This window comes from Pseudomonas sp. Hp2 (genome assembly GCF_006386585.1).
Lineage (GTDB): Bacteria > Pseudomonadota > Gammaproteobacteria > Xanthomonadales > Xanthomonadaceae > Pseudomonas_S > Pseudomonas_S boreopolis.
Genome location: NZ_VAHJ01000006.1, coordinates 220193 through 240765, shown reverse-complemented (window position 1 = coordinate 240765; position 20573 = coordinate 220193). Strand labels below are relative to the sequence as shown.

16 protein-coding genes and 1 pseudogene are annotated in these 20573 nt (G+C 69.7%); 3 read left to right on the top strand and 14 right to left on the bottom strand.

The window, feature by feature from the left end; translation table 11 throughout:
* Positions 1-31: 31 nt before the first annotated feature.
* From FD678_RS17405 to FD678_RS17395, 3 genes are all read right to left on the bottom strand, one after another.
* Complete coding sequence (locus FD678_RS17405) at positions 32-1300, bottom strand: hypothetical protein (protein ID WP_218569814.1); 1269 nt, start codon at positions 1298-1300, stop codon at positions 32-34.
* Positions 1301-1436: 136 nt separating this feature from the next.
* Positions 1437-1808 (bottom strand): glycine zipper 2TM domain-containing protein, encoded by a 372-nt coding sequence (locus FD678_RS20900; protein ID WP_140726839.1) that lies wholly within the window; start codon positions 1806-1808, stop codon positions 1437-1439.
* Positions 1809-1930: 122 nt separating this feature from the next.
* A complete protein-coding gene (locus FD678_RS17395; protein WP_140726835.1) occupies positions 1931-2554 on the bottom strand; it encodes a DUF2242 domain-containing protein in 624 nt (207 codons plus the stop codon).
* A 168-nt stretch (positions 2555-2722) separates the two neighbouring features.
* Here FD678_RS17395 and FD678_RS17390 point away from each other — a divergent pair, with 168 nt between their 5' ends.
* A complete protein-coding gene (locus tag FD678_RS17390; RefSeq protein ID WP_140726832.1) occupies positions 2723-3577 on the top strand; it encodes an endonuclease/exonuclease/phosphatase family protein in 855 nt (284 codons plus the stop codon).
* 770 nt (positions 3578-4347) lie between these two features.
* Here the strand turns inward: FD678_RS17390 and FD678_RS17385 are convergent.
* Positions 4348-5229 (bottom strand): LysR substrate-binding domain-containing protein, encoded by an 882-nt coding sequence (locus tag FD678_RS17385; RefSeq protein ID WP_140726829.1) that lies wholly within the window; start codon positions 5227-5229, stop codon positions 4348-4350.
* An 88-nt stretch (positions 5230-5317) separates the two neighbouring features.
* Between FD678_RS17385 and FD678_RS17380 the strand changes: the two genes are divergently transcribed.
* Positions 5318-6064 (top strand): sulfite exporter TauE/SafE family protein, encoded by a 747-nt coding sequence (locus FD678_RS17380; RefSeq protein WP_218569813.1) that lies wholly within the window; start codon positions 5318-5320, stop codon positions 6062-6064.
* Positions 6065-6162: 98 nt separating this feature from the next.
* On the opposite strand, the gene FD678_RS17375 is transcribed toward FD678_RS17380, so the two are convergent.
* The 5 genes and pseudogenes from FD678_RS17375 to FD678_RS17355 form a co-directional block, all read right to left on the bottom strand.
* Complete coding sequence (locus tag FD678_RS17375; protein WP_140726823.1) at positions 6163-8352, bottom strand: carboxy terminal-processing peptidase; 2190 nt, start codon at positions 8350-8352, stop codon at positions 6163-6165.
* 214 nt (positions 8353-8566) lie between these two features.
* Positions 8567-9580, bottom strand: coding sequence for a lipoyl synthase (gene lipA, locus FD678_RS17370; protein WP_140726819.1), 1014 nt, complete (start codon positions 9578-9580; stop codon positions 8567-8569).
* A 162-nt stretch (positions 9581-9742) separates the two neighbouring features.
* Positions 9743-10345, bottom strand: a pseudogene (lipB, locus tag FD678_RS17365) (lipoyl(octanoyl) transferase LipB); the annotation flags it as partial.
* A gap of 35 nt (positions 10346-10380) precedes the next feature.
* The gene (locus FD678_RS17360; RefSeq protein ID WP_140726811.1) at positions 10381-10659 is read right to left on the bottom strand and encodes a YbeD family protein; all 279 of its coding nucleotides are present in this window, start codon (positions 10657-10659) and stop codon (positions 10381-10383) included.
* A 91-nt stretch (positions 10660-10750) separates the two neighbouring features.
* A complete protein-coding gene (locus tag FD678_RS17355; RefSeq protein ID WP_140726808.1) occupies positions 10751-11740 on the bottom strand; it encodes a CsgG/HfaB family protein in 990 nt (329 codons plus the stop codon).
* Positions 11741-12051: 311 nt separating this feature from the next.
* On the opposite strand from FD678_RS17355, the gene FD678_RS17350 reads away from it, so the two are divergent.
* Complete coding sequence (locus tag FD678_RS17350) at positions 12052-13119, top strand: lipid A deacylase LpxR family protein (protein ID WP_140726805.1); 1068 nt, start codon at positions 12052-12054, stop codon at positions 13117-13119.
* 220 nt (positions 13120-13339) lie between these two features.
* On the opposite strand, the gene FD678_RS17345 is transcribed toward FD678_RS17350, so the two are convergent.
* The 5 genes from FD678_RS17345 to mrdA all read right to left on the bottom strand — a co-directional run bounded on the left by FD678_RS17345 (position 13340) and on the right by mrdA (position 20558).
* Positions 13340-14626 carry a D-alanyl-D-alanine carboxypeptidase family protein gene (locus FD678_RS17345; protein ID WP_140726802.1) on the bottom strand — a complete coding sequence of 429 codons (1287 nt, stop codon included), beginning with the start codon at positions 14624-14626 and terminating at the stop codon, positions 13340-13342.
* 112 nt (positions 14627-14738) lie between these two features.
* On the bottom strand, positions 14739-16064 hold the full coding sequence (locus FD678_RS17340) for a septal ring lytic transglycosylase RlpA family protein (protein WP_140726798.1): 1326 nt from the start codon (positions 16062-16064) through the stop codon (positions 14739-14741).
* The gene (gene mltB, locus FD678_RS17335) at positions 16061-17188 is read right to left on the bottom strand and encodes a lytic murein transglycosylase B (RefSeq protein WP_140726795.1); all 1128 of its coding nucleotides are present in this window, start codon (positions 17186-17188) and stop codon (positions 16061-16063) included. Before mltB ends, FD678_RS17340 begins: the two co-directional genes overlap by 4 nt.
* Positions 17189-17370: 182 nt before the next feature.
* Positions 17371-18495, bottom strand: coding sequence for a rod shape-determining protein RodA (rodA, locus tag FD678_RS17330; RefSeq protein ID WP_140726792.1), 1125 nt, complete (start codon positions 18493-18495; stop codon positions 17371-17373).
* Entirely contained in the window at positions 18492-20558 is a 2067-nt protein-coding gene (gene mrdA, locus FD678_RS17325; protein ID WP_140726789.1) for a penicillin-binding protein 2, read from the bottom strand. Before mrdA ends, rodA begins: the two co-directional genes overlap by 4 nt.
* Positions 20559-20573 lie beyond the last annotated feature (15 nt).

Genomic DNA, 20573 nt, shown 5'->3' with positions numbered 1-20573 from the left:
ACGAATGCATGGCATCGGCGCCACTGCGGTTTCAATGATCCGTTCCAGCGATGCTCGCGGCGCACGCCTCCAGGCGGCTGTCGATCCAGCGCCGGTACAGGGTCGTGTGCAGGTTGTGCAGGGCCAGGTCGATCGAGTACGGCGTTCGCGGGTTCCGGTCCAGCAACCGTGCGACGTGGTAGCCGATCGGCCGCACGCCCTGCGGGTGCACGTAGATCATGAAACCGCGATAGAACGGATCGTCGAGCAACGCCTGCATCGAGGCGACGAGAGCCTGGTGTTCCGGCGGCAGGGCCGCGCGCAGGTCCTCGTCGCGTTCGTAGAGCAAGCGCTCGAAGCGGCGATAGCCGGTCTGCGGCATCCGCCGCGCCAGTTCCCAGATCCGCCGGTTCACCGCGTCGTAGTGGCGCAGCCCGCCGTGGGCCGCCAGCGCCTCGGCGGCGGCCGCGTCGACGTCGACCACCACGAAGTTCTCGGCTTGGTTGTTGATGTCGTCCAGGGAGGTCCGGTCGAACACGTGCTCGATGAACCCGGGCGCGCCCATGAAGGCCTGCCGTCCCAGCACCGCGGTCTTCTCGGCCTTGCCGTCGGCGAACAGTTCGCCCGCGTGCCGGCCGAGCAGGATGCTGTCGGTGCCGTGCAGCGTCATGAACGTGCCGATCGACAATTCCGGGGCGGCGAACGCGCGGTCGAACGCGGCGTCGCCGTACAGCTCCCGCAGCGTGGCGAGCTGGGCCACCTGCCGGCCGACGCCGCAATCGGACCGCACGCGCCCGGAGTAGAACGCTTCGATGGCCCGGGCATTGCCGGCCACCGGCCGATACCCGCGGCCGAAGCTGCGGAAGCGCTCCCAGCCCTGTGCCCGTGCCCCACGCAGCCCGAAGCCGATCCAGCCGAGCTGGACTGCACTGAACCGGTATCCGGGATTGCCCTGCAGCCGCGCGGCCGCGCGCCGGGCCGCATCGCCCAGTTCGAAGGCATAGGCACAGCGGCTGGCCTGGGTATCGAGCGCTTCGCGCAACAGCCGGCGACGGTCGTCCGGACCGAGCCGTGCCGGCAACACCAGGCGCAGGTCGCCCGCCGCCTGCGCCTCCGCCAGCGATCCCCGCCGGCACGGCGTTCCTTCCACGACCCGGGCTTGCCCGGCTTCATCGGTCTCGATGCGCCAGCCCAGTCCGCGCAGCAGCGCCTCCAGGCAGCCGGACGAGGCGTCGTCCAGCGCCGTGGCCCCGGCCGCCAGGCTCCCGGCGAACCAGAGCAACGCCAACGCCGGCAGCTGCCGCAGGCGGCGCCAGGGCACGGGCCTGGACGGGCGCGGCGGCAAGCTCAGGTCCTAGCGGAACGCGCGGGAGCGGCCGGGACGACGGAACGGCAAGGTCCGTTGCAGCCAGGGCCGCGCCACGCGGCGCGGCCGTCGCACTGGCCGCGCACGCGGCTCAACGGCGCACGCGCTCGCACACGGTCTGCACCACGCGATCGCCATGGGTCTGCTGGCGCTGTCCCTGGATGTAGCGGCCGGCCGCGCCACCGGCCACGGCACCGCCCACGGTCGCCAGCTTCTTGCCGCTGCCGCCGCCGAGCTGGTTGCCGACCAGGCCGCCGATCACGGCGCCTGCCACGGTGCCGCCGACCCGGTTCGGGTCGGAGCTGTTCTTCTGCACTTCTTCCTTGTGGCATTTCACCACCGTGCCGTCGCTGAAACGGCGCCCTTCGTCCTGCGGGCCGTAGGTCTGCGCCTGCACGGCTCCTACCGCGAGCATCGACAGCAGCGAAGCGCCCGCGAGGGCGTTGCGGATGCGGTTGCTCATGACGTCACCTCCATCGCGCCGGCCTGGGCCGGCCTTGCCGGGCACTATGCGAGGCCGGCGGCGAATATGCCGTGAAGCGCGGAAGCCAAGTTAAGCGTGCAGCCGGAGGCGTGAAGAAACACCTACGGTCGCGGCCCGTCGCCGGAAGCGGGGGGCGCCTGCCGGGCCGCCTCCGGCACGGCCTCGGACGCCTGCGCCGGCGGCGATGGCGGCGCGGGCTGGGCCGGCGCGGGCGGCAGGTACAGCTGCACCCGCTCGAAGAAGCGGTTGTAGAAGTCCGCATCCTGCACCGTGCTGCTGGCGACCTTCACCAGCGAGTCGTCGGTGCTGCCGATCGGCAGCGACACCGAACCGAGCACGCTCACGCCCACGCTGGCCGAGGTCGGGCTCTTCTTCAGCGCATAGCGGTCCTGCAGCGCGCTGACGAACACCCACGACTTGTCCTCGCCCTGGGTCACGCACGACACGCGCAGGTCCAGCTGCTCGTGGAGGTCGTCCTTCGGCTGGAAGTTCTTGCTGCCTTCCACCGTGGCGGCATCGGCCCGCGCCACGATGTAGCCCTGGCTCAGCAGCGCGCGCCGCGCCGCCTCGCAGGCCACGGCCGGCTTGGCGTCGAAGCTTCGCGAATAGGTGTTGTCGGAGTTGAACGATTCGCGCATCAGCATCGTGTCGCCCTTGCCGCCGCATCCGGACAGGCCGGTGGCCAGCAGCAGGCCGATCGCTGACGTTTTGTGGAGGACGTTCATGGCGGCATCCGGTACTCGAGAACCAGGCCCGGATTATCGCGCAAGGGGGTCCGGGGCCGCCCCGGGCATGGCCACGGCGCTCACGTTGCGGTCAGAACGCCCGATTCGACACATCCTTGAAAACCCGGCCATGGCACGCTTGGCGTTTCGACAATGCGAGGAACTCCAATGCCTGGATACAGGTGGGCTTCACGTCTCCCGGTGGTGCTGATGGCGCTGTCCGGCATCCTGGCCAGCGGCCAGGCCCTGGCCGCGGACACGCTCCGGGTGATCTCGTTCAACGTGCGCGTGCCGGTCGACACCGACGGCGACAAGCGCTGGGAGGTTCGCCGCAGCGCCATGGCGGAGCTGATCCGGGAACAGCATCCGGACATCTTCGGGACCCAGGAGCTGGTGAAGAAGCAGGCCGACTACCTGGCCGAACAGCTGCCGGACTACCGCTGGTTCGGCCGCAGCCGCGACGGCAGCGAAGACGGCGAGCGCATGGGCGTGTTCTACGACAGCCGCCGCCTGAAGCTGGTGCAGTCCGGCGACTTCTGGCTGTCCGACACGCCGGAAGTGGTGGGCAGCATCAGCTGGGGCCACCCGTTGCCGCGGATGGTGAACTGGGGCCTGTTCGAGCGCCTCTCCGACCATCGCCGCTTCTACCTGTTCGACACCCACCTGCCCTACCGCGACGAGGACGAACCGGCGCGCGCCAAGGGCGCGGCGCTGATCGTCTCGCGCCTGGAGGCCCTGCCGGCCGGCATCCCCGTGGTGGTGACCGGCGACTTCAACACGACACCGGACAGCCCCACCTATCGCACGCTCACCGCGTTGCTTGCCGACGCACGCGTGCAGGCCCACGCCCCGGCCGGCCCGGAAGCCACCTTCCACGACTTCACCGGCCAGCCCGACCGGCGCATCGACTGGATCCTCACGCGCGGCCTGACCGCCACCCGCTTCGCCACGCTCGACGACCGGCCGCAGGGCCACTGGCCCTCGGACCACTTCCCCGTCATGGCCGAACTGGCCTGGCCGTGACATCGCGCAAAAGCGAAGTCCAGGACGGCCAAGTTGTTGCCGTTGCTCGTGATCTTGCGCGAGATGGGCAGCACCTCCTCGCGCGGCGGCGCGCCAACCTCCATGGCCTACGAATGTCACTGCGGCGCGGCCCCTCCGAAGCGGCGGAGGTGGCGGGAAAAACCCGAAGGGCGACGTGCATGGGCTCGCCGGAAAAAGGCGAAGCACTGCTTCGCCCCGGCAGGCGGGCATTCGCCGCGCGGCGAATGCCCAGGGCTCGGCCGCATAGCGGACGAGTCGCGTCGAAAAATCCCGCCGGCTCCGCGGACCCGCAGCAAAGCTGCGGGCGCGCAGGCGGGGTGTGCTTGATCAGCCGTTCGGCTGCTGTGAAGCGCTTCTTTTGGTTACTTTCCTTTACGCGGCACATCCCTGTGCCGCGCCCTTCGGGCGGCTTCGCCGTGCGGCGCTGCTCCTGCAGCGCGCGTGCACAAGCAAAGAAAAGTAACTCGCCAAAGGCGAAAGCTTTGGCTTTTATTGCTATTGGCAGAGGCCCAAGAGGCAACGTCCCTGGATGATCAGCCGTCCGGCTGCTGAAAAGCGCCTCCCGCCTTCGCGGGAATGACGATAGAGAGGTAGCGTGGATCGGATAGGTGACGGGGAAAGTCACTGGATCCTCGCCTACGCGGGGACGACGGCAGATCGATTACCGGGAACGGCAGAAAGAAAAACACCCAAGCAAGAACAACCACCACCGCAACCCGCAAAGATCAAAAGCCCCCTACGGAACACCCCTACCCCACCAACCAATCCCGCAATCTCTCCACCGGCGCCTGCCCACGATCCTGCAACCGAGTCACCACCCACAGCTGGCGAGGCGCCCAGGCATCCACCAACCGCACCGTCGCCAGCTCCCCTCGCGCCGCCGAACGCCCCACCGCCGCCTGCGGCAACACCGCGATGCCCGCCCCACGCGCGACCATCCGGCATACCGCCGTCGCATCCTGCACATGTGCACGCACGCGCAGCCGGCTTCCGCTTCGCGCCGCCTGCGCTGCCAGATGCCGCTGCAACGCGCTGTCGCTGGCCAGCCCGATGAAATCCTCTTCCAGCGCATCGGCCAGCGACAACGACGGCAGCGCCGCCAACCGATGACCGCAAGGCACCACCAGCACCAGCCGATCCTCGCGGAACGGCCGCGCATCCAGTCCATCGAGCACGGCGTGCCCGGCCACCACGACCAGGTCGGCGCGCTCCTCGCGCAGCGCTTCCACCGCCGCCTCGCTGCCGCGTTCGGCCAGTGCCAGGTCGATGCCCGGATGCGCCTTCAGGAAATCGGCCAGCCGCTCCGGCAACCACTCCGACAGCGCCGCGGTATTGGCCAGCATGCGCACCGTCGCCTTGCTGCCGCCGGCATGCTCGGCCATTTCCGCCCGCAGCGCCTCCACCTGCCGCTGCAACTGGCGCGCCTGCCGGAGCATGGCGCGGCCCGCCGGGGTCAGCTCCACCCCGCGTCGCCCGCGCTCGAGGAGCTGAACGCCGGCCTGGTGCTCCAGCGCGCGAAGACGCGTGCTGGCGGCGGCCAGCGACAGCGCCGCGCGCTCGGCCCCGGCGGTGATGCTGCCCGCCTCGGCGATGGCGACGAACAAGCGCAGGTCGGTCAGGTCGAAATGCATATCGCGGCTCCAGCCTTCGTCATTGCCGAAGGCTGGCTCATGGTATTCCGCATTGTCGCTACCTGTCCCGGCTGCAATGCTGCCCCGCATGAGCACCGCGATCGCTTCGCACCTGGTCCCCATCCTGCTGGTCTTCTTGCTGGCGGGCGCCGTCAAGGGCGTCACCGGGATGGGCCTGCCCACCATCGCGATGGGCCTGCTGTCGCTATGGCTGAGCCCGGTCGAGGCGGCCGCGCTGCTGGCGCTGCCTTCGTTGTTGACGAACCTGCAGCAGGCTTGGGGAGCGCATGCCGGCAGCTTGCTGCGCCGGCTCTGGCCGATGCTCGCGGGCATCGCGGCCGGGACCTGGTTCGGCGCCGGGCTGCTGGCCGGGCACGACCCCGCGCCGGCCCGGCTCGGCCTGGCGGTGCTGCTGGTGCTCTATGCCGTGCTCGGGCTGGCCCGCTGGCAACCCGCGTTGCCCGCGCGCTGGGAACCCGCGCTGGGTCCGCTCGCCGGGACCGCCACCGGCCTGCTGACCGGCGCCACCGGCGTGTTCGTCCTGCCGAGCGTGCCCTACCTCGGCGCGCTGCGCCTGCAACGCGATGCGCTGGTGCAGGCGCTGGGCCTGTGCTTCGGCACCGCCACGCTGGCGCTGGCCATGGCGCTGGCATCGCGCGGCGCCTTGCCTTGGCATTCGCTGCCGTCGTCGCTGCTGGCCCTGCTTCCGACCGTGGTCGGGGTCGCGCTCGGCACGTACCTGCGCCGCTACCTGCCGCCGCAGGTCTTTCGGCACGTGTTCTTCCTCACCCTGCTCGCGCTCGGCCTGCACCTCGGCTGGCAGACGCTGCGCTGAATTGCGCCCATCGCGGCCGGCGCCGCTGCCCGCCACGAAAAAGCGCGCCGCCGGAAGAACCCGGCGGCGCGCTCGGTCGTTTGCGGTAGCGGCGAGGCTCAGTCCGCCCAGCGCCCCGGCGCGGTGGATTGCGGCAGTACCTGCGCCGAGAGCGGGCGGTCCTGCTCCAGCAGGTTCACCGCGTCGGCCAGGATCGCCGCCGATTCGTGCAGCAGCGGATCCGGACGCTTGTCGGCCAGCTTCTCGCGCGCGGTGTCCTTGGCGATGTCGCGTTCGTTGCCGGTCAGGCCGTCGTCGCTGTCGTCGGCCAGCGGATCCAGCGGCAGGCCGAGCTGCTTGCGGATCGCCTGCCGCTCCTTGCGCTGGTTCTCCTGTTTCTCACGCTCGGCGCGGCGCTCGGCCTCGTTGAGGGAGACGTATTTCTTGGCCTTCTCCTCCCGGAACTGCGCCACGTCCTGCTCCCACCACTGGAACTCCTTGTCCTGCGCGATGCGCGCCTTGTGCAGCGCGTCCAGCTTCGGCAGCAGCGGCGCGAAGTTGCCGTATTGCGTGTGCGGCACCGCGGCGATGCGGGTCCACGGCAGCGCGTTGTCGTAGGTGCTCTCGCCGAACTCGGAAGCGTCCACGCTGGCCGGGAAGGCGATGTCCGGGACCACGCCCTTGTGCTGCGTGCTCGAGCCGGACACGCGGAAGAACTGCGCGATGGTCAGCTTGACCTGGCCGAAGCGATCGCCTTCGCTGGCCGGCCAGCGGTCCAGGTCGACGATGTTCTGCACCGTGCCCTTGCCGAAGCTGGTCTCGCCGATGACCAGGCCGCGCCCGTAGTCCTGGATCGCGCCGGCGAAGATCTCCGAGGCCGAGGCCGAGCCGCGGTTGATCAGCACCGCCAGCGGGCCGTCCCAGGCGACCTTCTCGTTGCGGTCGCCGTTGACCGTGACGCGCCCGCCGGATTCGCGCACCTGCACCACCGGCCCCTGCTCGATGAACAGCCCGGTCAATTCGATCGCCTCGTCCAGCGAGCCGCCGCCATTGTTGCGCAGGTCCAGCACCACGCCGTCGACCTTGTCGGCCTTGAAGCCGGCCAGCAGCTTGGCGACGTCGCGGGTGGCCGAGGCGTAGTCGGCCGCGTTGCGGCGGCGCCCCTCGAAATCCTGGTAGAAGCCGGGCAGCTTGATCACGCCGATCCGGCGCGCCGGCTCGCCGCCGCCGGGCGGCAGCGTGATCGTCTCGCCCTTGGCCGCCTGCTCGGCCAGGCGCACCTTCTGGCGGGTCAGCGTGAGGGTGCGGTGCGCGCCATCGATGCCCGACTCGGCCGGGATGTACTCCAGCCGCACCTGGGTATCCTTGTTGCCGCGGATCTTGGCGACCACGTCGTCGATGCGCCAGCCGATCACGTCCTCGATCGGCCCGTTCTTGTCCTGGCCGACGCCGACGATGCGGTCGCCCGGCTTGAGCGTGCCGTCCACCGCCGCGGGGCCGCCGGGGATGATCTCGCGGATCACCACCATGTCGTCCTGCTTCTGCAGCTGCGCGCCGATGCCTTCCAGCGACAGCGACATCTGCTGGTTGAAGTTCTCGGCGGTACGCGGGGTGAAGTAGTCGGTGTGCGGATCGACCGCGTTGGTGTAGGCGTTGAGGAAGAACTGGAACACGTCCTCGCCCTTCAGCTCGTTGACCGACTTGGCCAGGTTGGCGTAGCGCTTGTCCAGGGTCTTGCGGATGTCGTCGGGCTTCTTGCCGGCGAGCCTGAGCCGCAACCAGTCGTTCATCACCGACTGCCGCCACAGCGCGTCAAGTTCCTTGTCGTCCTTCGCCCACGGCACCTTCTCGCGGTCGTACTCGAACTTCTCGTCGCCGTCGAAATCGAAGTCCTGCTTGAGCAGCTTGCGCGCGTAGGCCACGCGCTGGTCGACGCGCTTCTTGTAGACGCCGAACACCTCGAACGCCGGGCTCAGGTCGCCCTCGCGGATCGCCTTGCCCACGCCCGCCTGGGCCGGCGCGAACGAGTCGATGTCGGCCTGGGTGAAGAACTGCTTGCTGCCGTCCAGCGTCTCCAGGTAGCGCTTGAACACGTCCTTGGCCATCGCATCGTCCAGCGCGCGTGGCCGGTAGGCATAGCGGCTGTCGGAGAGCAACCCGTACACCAGCTTGGTGGCGGTGGCCTGGTCGGGCGTGGCGGCCGACGGCAGCGGCACGGCGTTGTCCGCCCGCGCCAGCAGCGCCACCGGGGCCGTCAAGGCCAGCGCCAGCACGCTGGAGGTAAGCAGGGTCTGGAGCTTGTATTTCATCGGGATGCTCTCGGCGCCAAGGCCGTGTAAGAAGCGGTGTGGGCGTGGGACCACATGACAGTGCCCAAAGTTGCGGCACTTGTCATCCGGTTCATGTTCCAGCCTACGAGCGCCGGCGTGACCGCACGTGAACGCGGGCCGCCGGGAAGCACCGGCAGCGCCTGCTGGCGCTGCCTGAGACAGCGCGGGTTTATCTGCCAGGCGCCCGGGGCGGTCAGGCGGCGACGCCTGCGCCGGCGGCCTGCTGGTCGGCGTGGTAGGACGAACGCACCATCGGGCCGGAGGCCACGTGGCTGAAGCCCAGCTCGTAGCCGTAGACCTCCAGCGCCTTGTACTCCTCCGGCGTCCAGTAGCGCATCACCGGGTGGTGGTGCGGGGTCGGCTGCAGGTACTGGCCGATCGTGACCATGTCCACGTCGTGCGCGCGCAGGTCGCGCAGGGTCGCCTGCACCTGCTCCAGGGTCTCGCCCAGGCCGAGCATGATGCCGGACTTGGTCGGGATCGACGGGTGCTGCGCCTTGAACTGCTTGAGCAGGGTCAGCGACCACTGGTAGTCCGCGCCTGGGCGCACGTTGCGGTACAGGTCCGGCACGGTCTCGATGTTGTGGTTGAACACGTCCGGCGGATTCTGCGCCAGGATCTCCAGCGCGCGCTCCATGCGGCCCTTGCCGCGGAAGTCCGGCGTGAGGATCTCGATGCGGGTGCCGGGCGAGCGCTCGCGGATCGCGGCGATGCAATCGACGAAATGCTGGGCGCCGCCGTCGCGCAGGTCGTCGCGGTCGACGCTGGTCACCACCACGTACTTCAGGCCCATGTCGGCGACGGTGTTGCCGAGGCTGGCCGGCTCGTTCGGATCCGGCGGCTTGGGCCGGCCGTGGGCGACGTCGCAGAACGAGCAGCGGCGGGTGCAGACCTCGCCGAGGATCATGAAGGTGGCGGTGCCGTGGCCGAAGCATTCGTGGATGTTCGGGCAGCTGGCTTCCTCGCAGACCGTCACCAGGCGGTTCTCGCGCAGCTTGGCCTTGAGGTTGGCCACCGCGTTCCCGGACGGGATGCGCACGCGGATCCACGAGGGCTTGCGCAGCACCGGCGCGTCGGCAAACTGCACCGGCGAACGGCTGATCTTGTCGCCGCCCAGCTGCTTGGCCCCGGCCTGCAACGGAGCGGACGGGGCGGTCTCGGTCGAGACCACCTGCAAGGGAATGGAACGGCTGATCGGCTGGTTCATGGCGATATGCGCGGCCAGGCCGCGTCAGGAAATTGGGACCCCCGCACGTGGACGTGCGGACTCTTGCGAGGGACTCGCATCTTGAATCCCTGCACATGGATGCGCAGGCTCTTGCGAAGAACTCGCCAAATCGACCGGCTCGGGGGCGTCGCGCAGCTCCAGGCCGAACTGGCGGCCCAGCTGCTCCAGCAGCACGCGCTGCACCGCGTCCATCCCGGAGGGGCCGCCCAAGTCTAGCACCGACGTCACCTGCAGGCCCTGGTAGCCGCAGGGATTGATGCGCTGGAACGGCTCCAGGTCCATCGCCACGTTGAACGACAGGCCATGGAAGGTGCAGCCGCGGCGCACGCGGATGCCGAGCGCGGCGACCTTGGCGTCGCCGACGTACACGCCCGGCGCGCCCTCGCGGCGCACCGCCTCGATGTTCCATTCGGCCAGGGTATCGATGATCGCCTGCTCGATCCGGCAGACGTACTCGCGCACGCCGATCTTCAGCCGGCGTAGGTCGAGCAGCGGATACACCACGATCTGGCCGGGGCCGTGGTAGGTCACCTGCCCGCCGCGGTCGACGTGGACCACCGGGATATCGCCGGGAGCCAGCACGTGCTCGGGCTTGCCGGCCTGGCCCAGGGTGAACACCGGCTCGTGCTCGACCACCCACAGCTCGTCGGGCGTGTCCTCGCCGCGCGCGTCGGTGAAACGCTGCATGGCGCGCCATACCGGGACATAAGGCTGGCGGCCGAGCCGGCGGACCCGACCCGGCAGGAGCGCCGCACCGCGCCCGGCGGCATCGCAGACGGCTACAGCGTCCACTTCACTTCCGGATGGTCGCGCAGGGCCTGGTGGGCCGCGTCGTACTGTTCGCGCGATTCGGCGCGGAAGCCGATGCGCACCGAGACGTACTTGCCGTTGCTGGAGTGCTTCCAGCTGATGCTCTCTTCCAGCAGTTCCACGCCGGTGGAGGCCAGCAGCCGGGGCAGTTCCGTCTCAAGGCCCTTGTCGGCGCCGCCCATCGCGCTCAGTTCGAACACGCCGGGAAACTGGAAGCCGTGCTCGGGGTTGTCGGATTTGATCTCCATGCGGCTCATTATCGGGCCGCCCCCGGCCAAACCCAAGCCCGGGACGCGGAAGGGCCGCTTGCGCGGCCCCTCTGCACGGCGTCGACGGCCCTTACTTGGACAGTTCGACCAGGGTGGACGACACCCAGCCCTTGTTGCCCAGTTCGTCCTCGACTTCCCACATCACGCCGTCCTTGTTGCCGGTCGGGTAGAGCATCATGCCCGGGTCGAGGCTGCGGACCGGGGCGCCCGAACCCTTGGCATTGGCCAGCAGGCGGCCGGGCTTGGTGACCGTCACGGCCTGCTGCGCATTGGTCGCCGCGGGGTTTTCGGACAGGCCGCCCAGCTGGCCCACGATGTCGGTGAAGGCCTGCAGGTAGGCCAGCGTGATCACCTGGCCGATCTCGGTGTTGGCGTAGCCGCCGGCGCCCATCCCGCCCAGGCCGCCGCCGCCGAACAGGCCGCCGCCGGCGCCCCAGCCCAGGTCGGTCTTCTTGGCATTGCCCTCGGCCGTCGCGACCTGCTCGGACGAGCGCACGTCGGTGACCGTCAGGGTCACGTCGGCGGTCTTGCTCTTGAGGTTGAGGCCGCCCAGCAGCGCCCCCGCCTTGCCGCCGACCAGGCCGCCCAGCAGGCCGCCGATGGCGTTGCCGCCGGCATCGCTGTTGTGCGAGATCAGGTCCGGGACCATCACGTAGTCGGCCGCCTTGATCTGGCCCTTGCCGACGTTCGACTTGACCCGCAGGTCGCCTTGCGCCGCCAGGTCCCGCTCGTACTGCGCGGCCGCCATGCCGGCGCCGCGGTCGACCAGGGTGAAGCAGCGGGACTTGCTGACGAAGACCTTGATCAGCTTGGACGGCGCCGGCAGCTGCTGCCCGGTCCACCAATCCACGCCGTCCTCGGGCTCGATGATCGAAATGCTGCCCAGGTTCTTGCTGCAAACCGGGATTTGCGCTTCCGCCTGCTTGCGCTGCTCCTGCGCGGTTCCCTTCTTGGTGAATGCATCCTTGAAACCGGCCGACGCCGGGGGGCTGACGGCCGCCAACACGACGCCCAGCACGCTGCCCATCAGCGCGGCCGAAGCGGAGATGCTCCTGCTCATTTTGGTGTTCCCCTAGAGAGTACCTACGCCCCTTTCCGGGGCGCGATCCGTTGGTAGACGAGGGCTCCCGCAGGAGCCCGGTTCCTTGGAACGTGCGTTCCGGGCGCGATCATACGCATGTGAGCCCGATCACGCCACAGCCCGCCGGGGCGAGGACACCGGCAAAACGATGTGTGCCCGTCCCGGCCTCGTCCCCGGGCGTCGCTTGCCACTAGCATTCGTTGTTTGGCACGCCGGCCACACCGCTGCCATAGACTCGTGGCGTACAGGCCCATTGCCCTCTCCCCCCGCCCCCCCCAACAGGAACCGTCATGCCCGTGCTGCGTACGTTGGTCCCCCTGCTCGCTGCGGCCCTGGCCGTCCATGCCCCCGCCGCCCTGGCTGCCGACGCCGACCAATGCCGGGAAAGCACCCTCCGCCAGACCCCGCCCGCGATCAATTTCCGCGTCGACAACGACCTGTTCGGCGGCGAACACCAGGACGAGGGCTATACCAACGGCGCGGTGCTGACCTTCGTCTCGCCCAACCTGGCCGACTACACCCAGGACCCGTGCCTGCCAGCGCCGGCGCGGTGGATCAACCGCTACCTGGAGAAGCTGCATCCGGGCGAGTTCGAGCAGCAGAACATGGTGTTCTCGATCGGCCAGGGCCTGTTCACGCCGAAGGACTTCACCCGCCGCGACGTGATCCCGGACGACCGCCCCTACGCCGGCATTCTGCTGGCCAGCTTCGGCTACAACGCCCGCAACGGCGATCACCTGCGCACCACCCAGCTGCAGCTGGGCATCGTCGGCCCCTGGGCGCTGGGCAAGCAGACCCAGGACGCGGTGCACGACGTGCTGGGCGACGAGAAGTTCGAGGGCTGGGACAACCAGCTCCACAACGAGCCGCTGATCGGCCTGGTCCACGAGCGCATGCGGCGCTGGCCGCGCGATGCCACCCTCAATGCCGGCGGCTGGGGCTGGGATGCGATCACGCACTGGGGCGGGACGGTCGGCAACCGCGCCACCTATGCCAACCTCGGCGGCGAGGTGCGCTTCGGCTGGAAGCTGCCGGACGACTTCGGCAGCACGCCGATCCGCCCGGCCGGCGAGAACACCGCGCCGAGCCATGGCGGCCGCCCCAGCGGCTGGTCGGGCCACTTCTTCATCACCGCCGATGGACGCTGGGTGCTGCGCGACATCACCCTGGACGGCAATACCTTCCGCGACAGCCACAGCGTGGACAAGCGCCCGTTCGTGGCCGACCTCGGCTACGGCATCGCGGTGATGTACGGCCGCTGGAAATTCGCGATCGCGCGCTACCACCGCACCCGCGAGTTCGACACCCAGAAGGAGACGCCGGTGTACGGCAGCTTCACGATCAGCCGGATGCTTTGAGGGCCGGGATTCGGGATTCGGGATTCGGGATTCGGGAAAGCGTCTTCGCCGGGCTCGGCCGTCAAGCGACCCGATGCTTTCCTGCAGGCTTCTCGCTTTTCCGTGGGAGGGACTTCAGTCCCGACGGAGGGCCGGCAAAGCCTCGTCGGGACCGAAGTCCCTCCCCCGGCGACATTCGATCCGGAACAAGAAAAAGCCGGCTTGCGCCGGCTTTTTTCGTTCACTCGGATTCCCACCACATCCAGAAGCTGTCCCACAGGCGCTTGAAGAAACCGCCTTCCTCGACCGCCGCGGTGGCGACCAACGGCGATTGCGCCACGACCTTGCCGTCGAGGGTGACCTTGACGGTGCCGATCTGCTGGCCCTGCTTGATCGGCGCGATCAGCTGCTTGGGTACCTCGATGCTCGGCTTGAGCGCGTCGTAGCGGCCGCGCGGCACGCTCACCAGCAGCGGCGCGGCCACGCCCAGCTGCACCTGGTCGCCCTTGCCCTTCCACACCTTCTGCTGGGCCACGACCTTGCCAGGCTCGTACAGGCGGTGGGTCTCGTAGAAACGGAACGCCCAGTTCAGCAGCGCCAGCGAGTCGGTGGCGCGCTGCTTCTCCGAGGTGTCGCCGAAGATCACGGTGATCACGCGCTGGTCGCCGCGGATCGCCGAGTTGATGATGCAGTAGCCGGCTTCGGAGGTATGGCCGGTCTTGATGCCGTCCACCGACGGATCGCGCCACAGCAGCAGGTTGCGGTTGGGCTGGGTGATGCCGCCGACCGTCAGCTCCTTGATCTTGTTGTAGGCGTAGGTCTCCGGGAAGTCGCGGATCAGCGCGCGTCCCAGCAGCGCCATGTCGTAGGCGCTGGAGTAATGGCCCTCGGCCGACAGGCCGGTGGCGTCCATGAACTGCGAATCCTTCATGCCGATGCGCTGGGCGTAGCTGTTCATCAGCGCGACGAACGCTTCCTCGCTGCCGGCGACGTGTTCGGCCAGGGCGATCGCGGCATCGTTGCCGGACTGCACCACCATGCCCTTCTCCATGTCCTCCAGGCGCGCGGTCTTGTTGACCGGGAAGCCGCTGTAGCTGCCGTCGGTACCGGCCCCGCCCTTGCGCCAGGCGTTCTCGGTCATCATCACCTGGTCGTCGCGGCTGATCTTGCCGTTCTTCATCTCGGCGGCGATCACGTACGAGGTCAGCACCTTGGTCATGCTGGCCGGCGCGAGGCGCTCATGGATGTTCTCGCCCGCCAGCACCTGGCCGGAGGCGTAGTCCATCACGATCCAGGCCTTGGACACGGCCGGCGCCGGCGCCGGCGGGATCTGGACCTGCGCAGGCGCGGCAGGCTTGGCGGCGGCAGGCTGCGGGGTCGGGGTCTGCGCGGAGACCAGGCCGATGGCCAGGGTGGCCAGGGTGGCCAGGGCGACGCCGGCGAGCAGCAGAGTCCGCGCACCCGGGCGTGCGCGCTTGCGGAGGGATGCGACGTGCTCCTGTGAGGGACTCGCAAAACGGGATTTCATCGAAGAACAACTCCTGGGGCCTGGCGGCCTGGCTGACTGGTGGGCCGGAAGGCCCGGGCGGAAACGATCATTGTAGGCCGGCCGCTCCGGTGCAGCGCGGCGTGCGAGCGATTCAGGGCGCCACGATCTGCGGGCGCCCGAATCCCAGACCCGCGATGCGGCTGGCAAGTTCCGTCGCGTTGTCGTGGTCGCGCGCGTTCACGCGCAACCGCCACAACGTACGGCCGCCGCTGGCGATGTCGCTGATGCTGGCGCCGACGATGCCGGCCGAGGCCAGCTGCGCCAGCGCGCGGTTGGCATTCTCGCGGCTGGCGAAGCTGGCGACCTGCAGCAGGATGCTGCCGAGCGCGGCCTCGGCCATGCCGGGCTTGTCCGCGGCAGGCTCGACCGCGGCGGCAACGGCGGCCGGCCTTTCCACGGCGACGCCGGTCGCGGCCGCGGCCGGCGCACGCGCCGGCGAAGGCGCCACCGCGGCCGGCTTGCCGGTGGCCACGCGCACGCCTTGCGCCTTCATCCAGGCATCGAAGTTGTCGGCACTGCCCGGCGTCTTGGCGTCGGCGACCCGGTAGCGCCAGCGCTCGGCGGAAGAGGCGCCGGCCGTCGCGGCCGCCACGGCCGGCGCCGGTGCCGGCACCGGCTTGGCCGGCAACTTGCCGACCAGCTTGTCGATCTCGCTGTCCTTCGGCTTCGGCTCCACCTTGGCCACCACCGGCGCCGGCCCCGCGGCGCCACGGCCCTGGCGCCGCGCCAGCAGCATGGGATTGTCGGCCTCGGTCAGCCCGCGCACCTCGACGTTGCCGGTGCCGCGCGCGGTGATGCCGAGCTTGACCGCCGCGGCATAGCTCAGGTCGATCAGCCGACCGTCGTGGAACGGACCGCGGTCGTTGACGCGCACCACCACCGACTCGCCATTGTCGAGGTTGGTGACCAGCGCGAAGCTCGGCAGCGGCAGGGTCTTGTGCGCGGCGGTGAAGGCGTACATGTCGTACACCTCCTTGTTGGAGGTGAGCCGGCCGTGGAACTTGGCGCCGTAGTACGACGCCGTGCCGCGCTCGACGTAGCCGTCGGCACCGTCCATCACCTTGTACTTCTTGCCCAGCACCTCGTACGGCGACTTGTTGCCTACCGGCGAGCGCGGCTCGCGGGTGACCAGAGGCTCGGGGATGCAGGCCACGTTGGGCACGTAGTCCGGGGTGGAATCCTTCACGCCCGGCTTGTACAGCCCGCCGGCCACGTAGTCGCCGCGCGTGGAAGGATCTTCCTTGGCGGGCGCGTACGGCGAGGTCGACGGGCATCCCGTGGCGACGTGCGCCTGGCCCCTGCCCTCCACCTTCACCCCCTTGCCGGCGGAGGCCGGGGCGGGCGATTTCTTCGGCGCGCTGCTGCACGCCGCCAAGCCCAGGATCATCAGGATCGGAACCAGCGCCTTGGTGTTCATGCCGGAGGTAGCTCCTTGCCGGCGATGGCCTCGGACAGTTGGAACACGGCCATCGCGTACATCTTGGAGATGTTGTAGCGGGTGATCGCGTAGTAGTTCTGGAAGCCCAGCCAGTACTGCTTGCCGGCGCTGCCGTCCAGGCTGACCGGCGTGGCCAGCGTGCCGGCCACCACCGGCGCGGCCGGGTGGTAGCCGCGCTGCGACAGCTGGGCCAGCGTCCAGGTCGGGGTCCAGTCGGTCGGGTTGAATTCCTCGTGCCCGGGCGCCAGCGTGGCCGGGACCGCGACCTGCCCGCCGCGCACCCAGCCGCCCTTCTTGACGAAGTAGTTGGCGATCGAGGCGAAGGCGTCGTCGAAGCTGTTGAACAGGTCGCGGCGGCCGTCGCCGTTGCCGTCGACCGCGAACTGGCGGTAGCTGGACGGCATGAACTGGCCCAGGCCCATCGCGCCGGCGTAGCTGCCGGTCAGCGTGGCGATATCGAGCTTTTCTTCCTTGCCGAGCGCGAACAGCTGCGCCAGTTCGTCGCGGAAGAACAGTTCGCGGCGCACCTCGCGCTCGAGCTTGGCCGGGTCGCCGCTGCGCGGATAGCGGAACGCCAGCGTGTACAGCGCATCGAGCACGCGGTACTTGCCGGTGTTGGCGCCGTAGCTGGTCTCCACGCCGATGATGGCGACGATCACCTGCGCCGGCACGCCGGTGGCGGCTTCCACGCGCGCCAGCTCGTCGCGGTGCTGCGCCAGGAAGCGGCGCCCGCCGTCGATCCGCGCCTGGGAGATGAAGATCGGCCGGTACTCGCTCCACGGCTTGACCCGCTCGGCCGGGCGCGACATCGCCGCGACGATCGCGTCCTTGAACTGCGCCTGCGCCAGCGTGGCCTCGATCGTCGCCGGGTCGATGCCGTACTTGGCGGCGGTATCGCGCACGAAGTTGGCGCGTGCGGTCTCGAACGGCACCGGCGTGAGATCGACCGGCGGCAGCGCCGGGGCCTCGGGCGCCGCCTCGGCGGGCACGGCCGCCGGGCGGCCGGAAACGACGGGGGCCGGGGGCGGCGACGGCGGCTTGGCCTGGCTGGCGCAGGCCGCCAGCGTCAGGGAGGTCAGGCAGATCAGGGCAGGTCGGATCATGCGCCGGAGATTAGCAGGTTAAAGATGAATTACCAGCAATAAGGCCATGAAACAAAAGAACTTTGTCGGCCAGCAGGCAATTCGACCCGCGCTCGCGCATTCAGCTCGCGCCGGCATCGCGCCGTGACAGGTGAAGCCTCCGCCCGGGATCAGGCACGCACGCAAGGCGGCCACGGGCCGGATCAGTACCCGCCATGCACCGGCCGGTGCGTCTTCACCGCCATCACCAGGCCCAGGCCGGCCAGCAGCGAGACCGCCGAGGTACCGCCGTAGCTCATCAGCGGCATCGGCACGCCGACCACCGGCAGCAGCCCCGAGATCATGCCGCCGTTGACGATCACGTAGACGAAGAAGGACAGGCCGGTGGCGCCGGCCAGCAGGCGCGAATAGGTGTCGCGGGCCTGCGCGGCGATCCACAGGCAGCGCGCGATCACCACCAGGTACAGCGCCAGCACCGTGGCCACGCCGATCCAGCCGAACTCCTCGCTCAGCACCGAGAACGCGAAGTCGGTGGTCTGCTCGGGGATGAAGTTCAGGTGCGACTGCGAGCCCAGCCCCCAGCCCTTGCCGCTCAAACCGCCCGAGCCGATCGCGATCTTGGACTGGATGATGTTCCAGCCGGCGCCGAGCGCGTCGTTCTCGGGGTTGAGGAACATCATGATGCGATCCTTCTGGTAAGGCCGCAGCAGCCAGAACCACGCGACCGGCGCCACCGCCGCGACGCCGCCGACGCCGATGCCGACCCACCACCAGGGCAGCCCCGCCAGCAGCAGCACGAACACGCCGGACGCGGCGATCAGCACGCCGGTGCCGAAATCCGGCTGCAGCATGATCAGCGCGGTCGGCACGCCGATGATCACCGCGCTGGCGAGCACGGTCGGGATCCGCGGCGGCAGCGGCATGCGGTGCAGGTACCAGGCCACCATCATCGGCAGGCTGATCTTCAGCAGTTCGGCCGGCTGCAGGTAGAACAGCTTCAGGTCCAGCCACTGGCGGCCGTACTTGCCGGTGCCGAGCACGAACACCGCCAGCAGCGGCAGCATCGACAGGGCATAGACCAGCGGCGTCCAGGCGCGCAGGCGCAGCACCGACACGCGCGAGATCGCCCACATCGCCACCAGGCCGATCGCGAAGCGCACGCCCTGCGCGGCGACCAGCCGCCCGCTGCCGCCGGTCGCCCCGCCCGCGCTGTGCATCACCATCAGGCCCATCGCCATCAAGGCGCCCAGCGCCAGGCACAGCGGCCAGTCGAGCGTGCGGGCGAAGCGCGCGCCCAGGTCGAGCAGCCAGCGCAGGAAATCCTTCATTGCCCGTCCTCCGGCACTGCGTCCGGGATCGGCGGCGGCTCGGCCGGCCCCGCCGGGGCCGGCGCCGGATCCAGGCGCAGCCGGGCCGTGCCGACGCTGACCGGCAGCGGCTCCAGGGCCAGCGCGGCCTGGTCGCCGGCCTGGCGCACCTGCGGCGCCTCGGCGTCGAACTGCACCACGCCCACCGCGGTGCTGCCGCGCTCGGCGTCCAGCGGCTCCAGGCCGTCGGGCAGGCGGCCGAGCAGCCAGGCATCGAAGATCTTGCGCGCGATCGGCGCGGCGGTGCTGACGCCATAGCCGCCGCCTTCCACCGCGATCGCCACCGCGATGGTCGGGTTGTCCGCCGGCGCGAAGCCCTCGAACAGCGAACGGTGCCGCAGGTGCATCGGCAGGCTGCGCGGGTTCACCGCGGCGGTGCCCTTGCGGCTGACCACCTGCGCGGTGCCGGTCTTGCCGGCCATTTGGTAGGGGGCGCCGATCGCCACGGAATAGGCGCCGCCGCCCGGGCGCATGGTGTCCATCATGCCCTCGCGCACCCATTGCAGGTTGCCCGGGTTGTCGCTGATCGGCTTGGTCGGGCCGGGCGGCAGCGGCGTCCACGGCTGGTCGAAGCCGCCGCGCTGGGCCATCACCAGCCGCGGCGTGCGCAGCTGCCCGTCGGCGATGCCGCCGACCGCGCGCACCAGCTGCAGCGGCGTCACCTTCCAGTCGCCCTGCCCGATGGCGATGTTGACCGTGTCGCCGGGATACCACGCCTCCTTGCGGGTCTTCCGCTTGTAGTCGGGCGAGGGCACGATGCCGCCGGTCTCGCCGACCAGGTCGATCCCGGTCGGTGAGCCGAAGCCGTACTTGTACATGTACTTGTCGACCTGGGTGATGCCCATGTCGAGCGCCAGCTTGTAGTAGTAGGTGTTGACCGACTGCGCGATGGACTTGCGCAGGTCGGTCCAGCCGTGGCCGCCGCGGTGCGAATCGCCCCAGCCGCGGCTCACGCCCGGCAGGTAGAACATGCCGGTGGACAGGATCTTGTCCTCGGGCCGGCGCGCGCCGCTGTCCAGGCCGGCTAGGCCCATCAGCGGCTTGATCGTCGAGCCGGGCGCGACGCCGCCCAGCACCAGCCGGTTGAACTGCGGCCGCGACGGGTTCTCGTTGAGCGCCTTGAAGTCGGCATGCGAGATGCCGTTGACGAACAGGTTGGGATCGTAGGACGGCAGGCTGACCATCGCCAGGATCTCGCCGGTGCGCGGATCCATCGCGACCGCCGATCCCTCGTACTCGCCGAACGCGGCCACCATCGCGCGCTGCAGGTCGGCGTCGATCGACAGGCGCAGGTCGGCGCCGGACTGCGCCGGAACCCGCCCGACGGTGCGGATCGCGCGCCCCTGCACGTTGGTCTCGACCTGCTCGTAGCCGACCTTGCCGCGCAGTTGCTGCTCGTAATAGCGCTCCAGCCCGGACTTGCCGATATGGGTGAGCGCGGCATTGCCCTCGCCCAGCGTCTCCAGGTCCTTCTCGTCGACCCGCCCGACGTAGCCGATCACATGCGCGAACAGGTCGCCGAACGGGTAGCGCCGGGTGAGGTAGGGCTCCAGCTCCACGCCCGGGAAGCGCCAGCGCTCGACCGCGAAGCGCGCCATCTCCTCGTCGCTCATGCGCAGCTTGATGGTGACCGGCATGAAGCTGCGCCGCCCCTTGCGCTCGCGCTTGAAGCGCTCCAGGTCCTCCGGGGAGATCGCGATCACCTTGCCCAGCTCGGCCAGCATCGCGTCCATGTCGGCGACCTTGTCCGGGGTCACGTCCAGGCGGAAGGCCGGCACGTTCTCGGCCAGCAGCCGGCCGTTGCGGTCGTAGATCATCCCGCGCCCGGGCACCACCGGGCGCAGCTTGATCCGGTTCGCCTCCGAGCGGGTGGCGTAGACCTCGTGGTCGAGCACCTGCAGCTTGAAGTACCAGCCCGCCAGGCCGGCCAGGCACAGCACGACCGCGGCGAAGCCCAGCACCGCGCGGCGGCGGAACTGTTCGGCCTCGGCATGCGGGTTCTTGACCTGGCGGCGGGAGGACATCGGCGCTACCTGCGG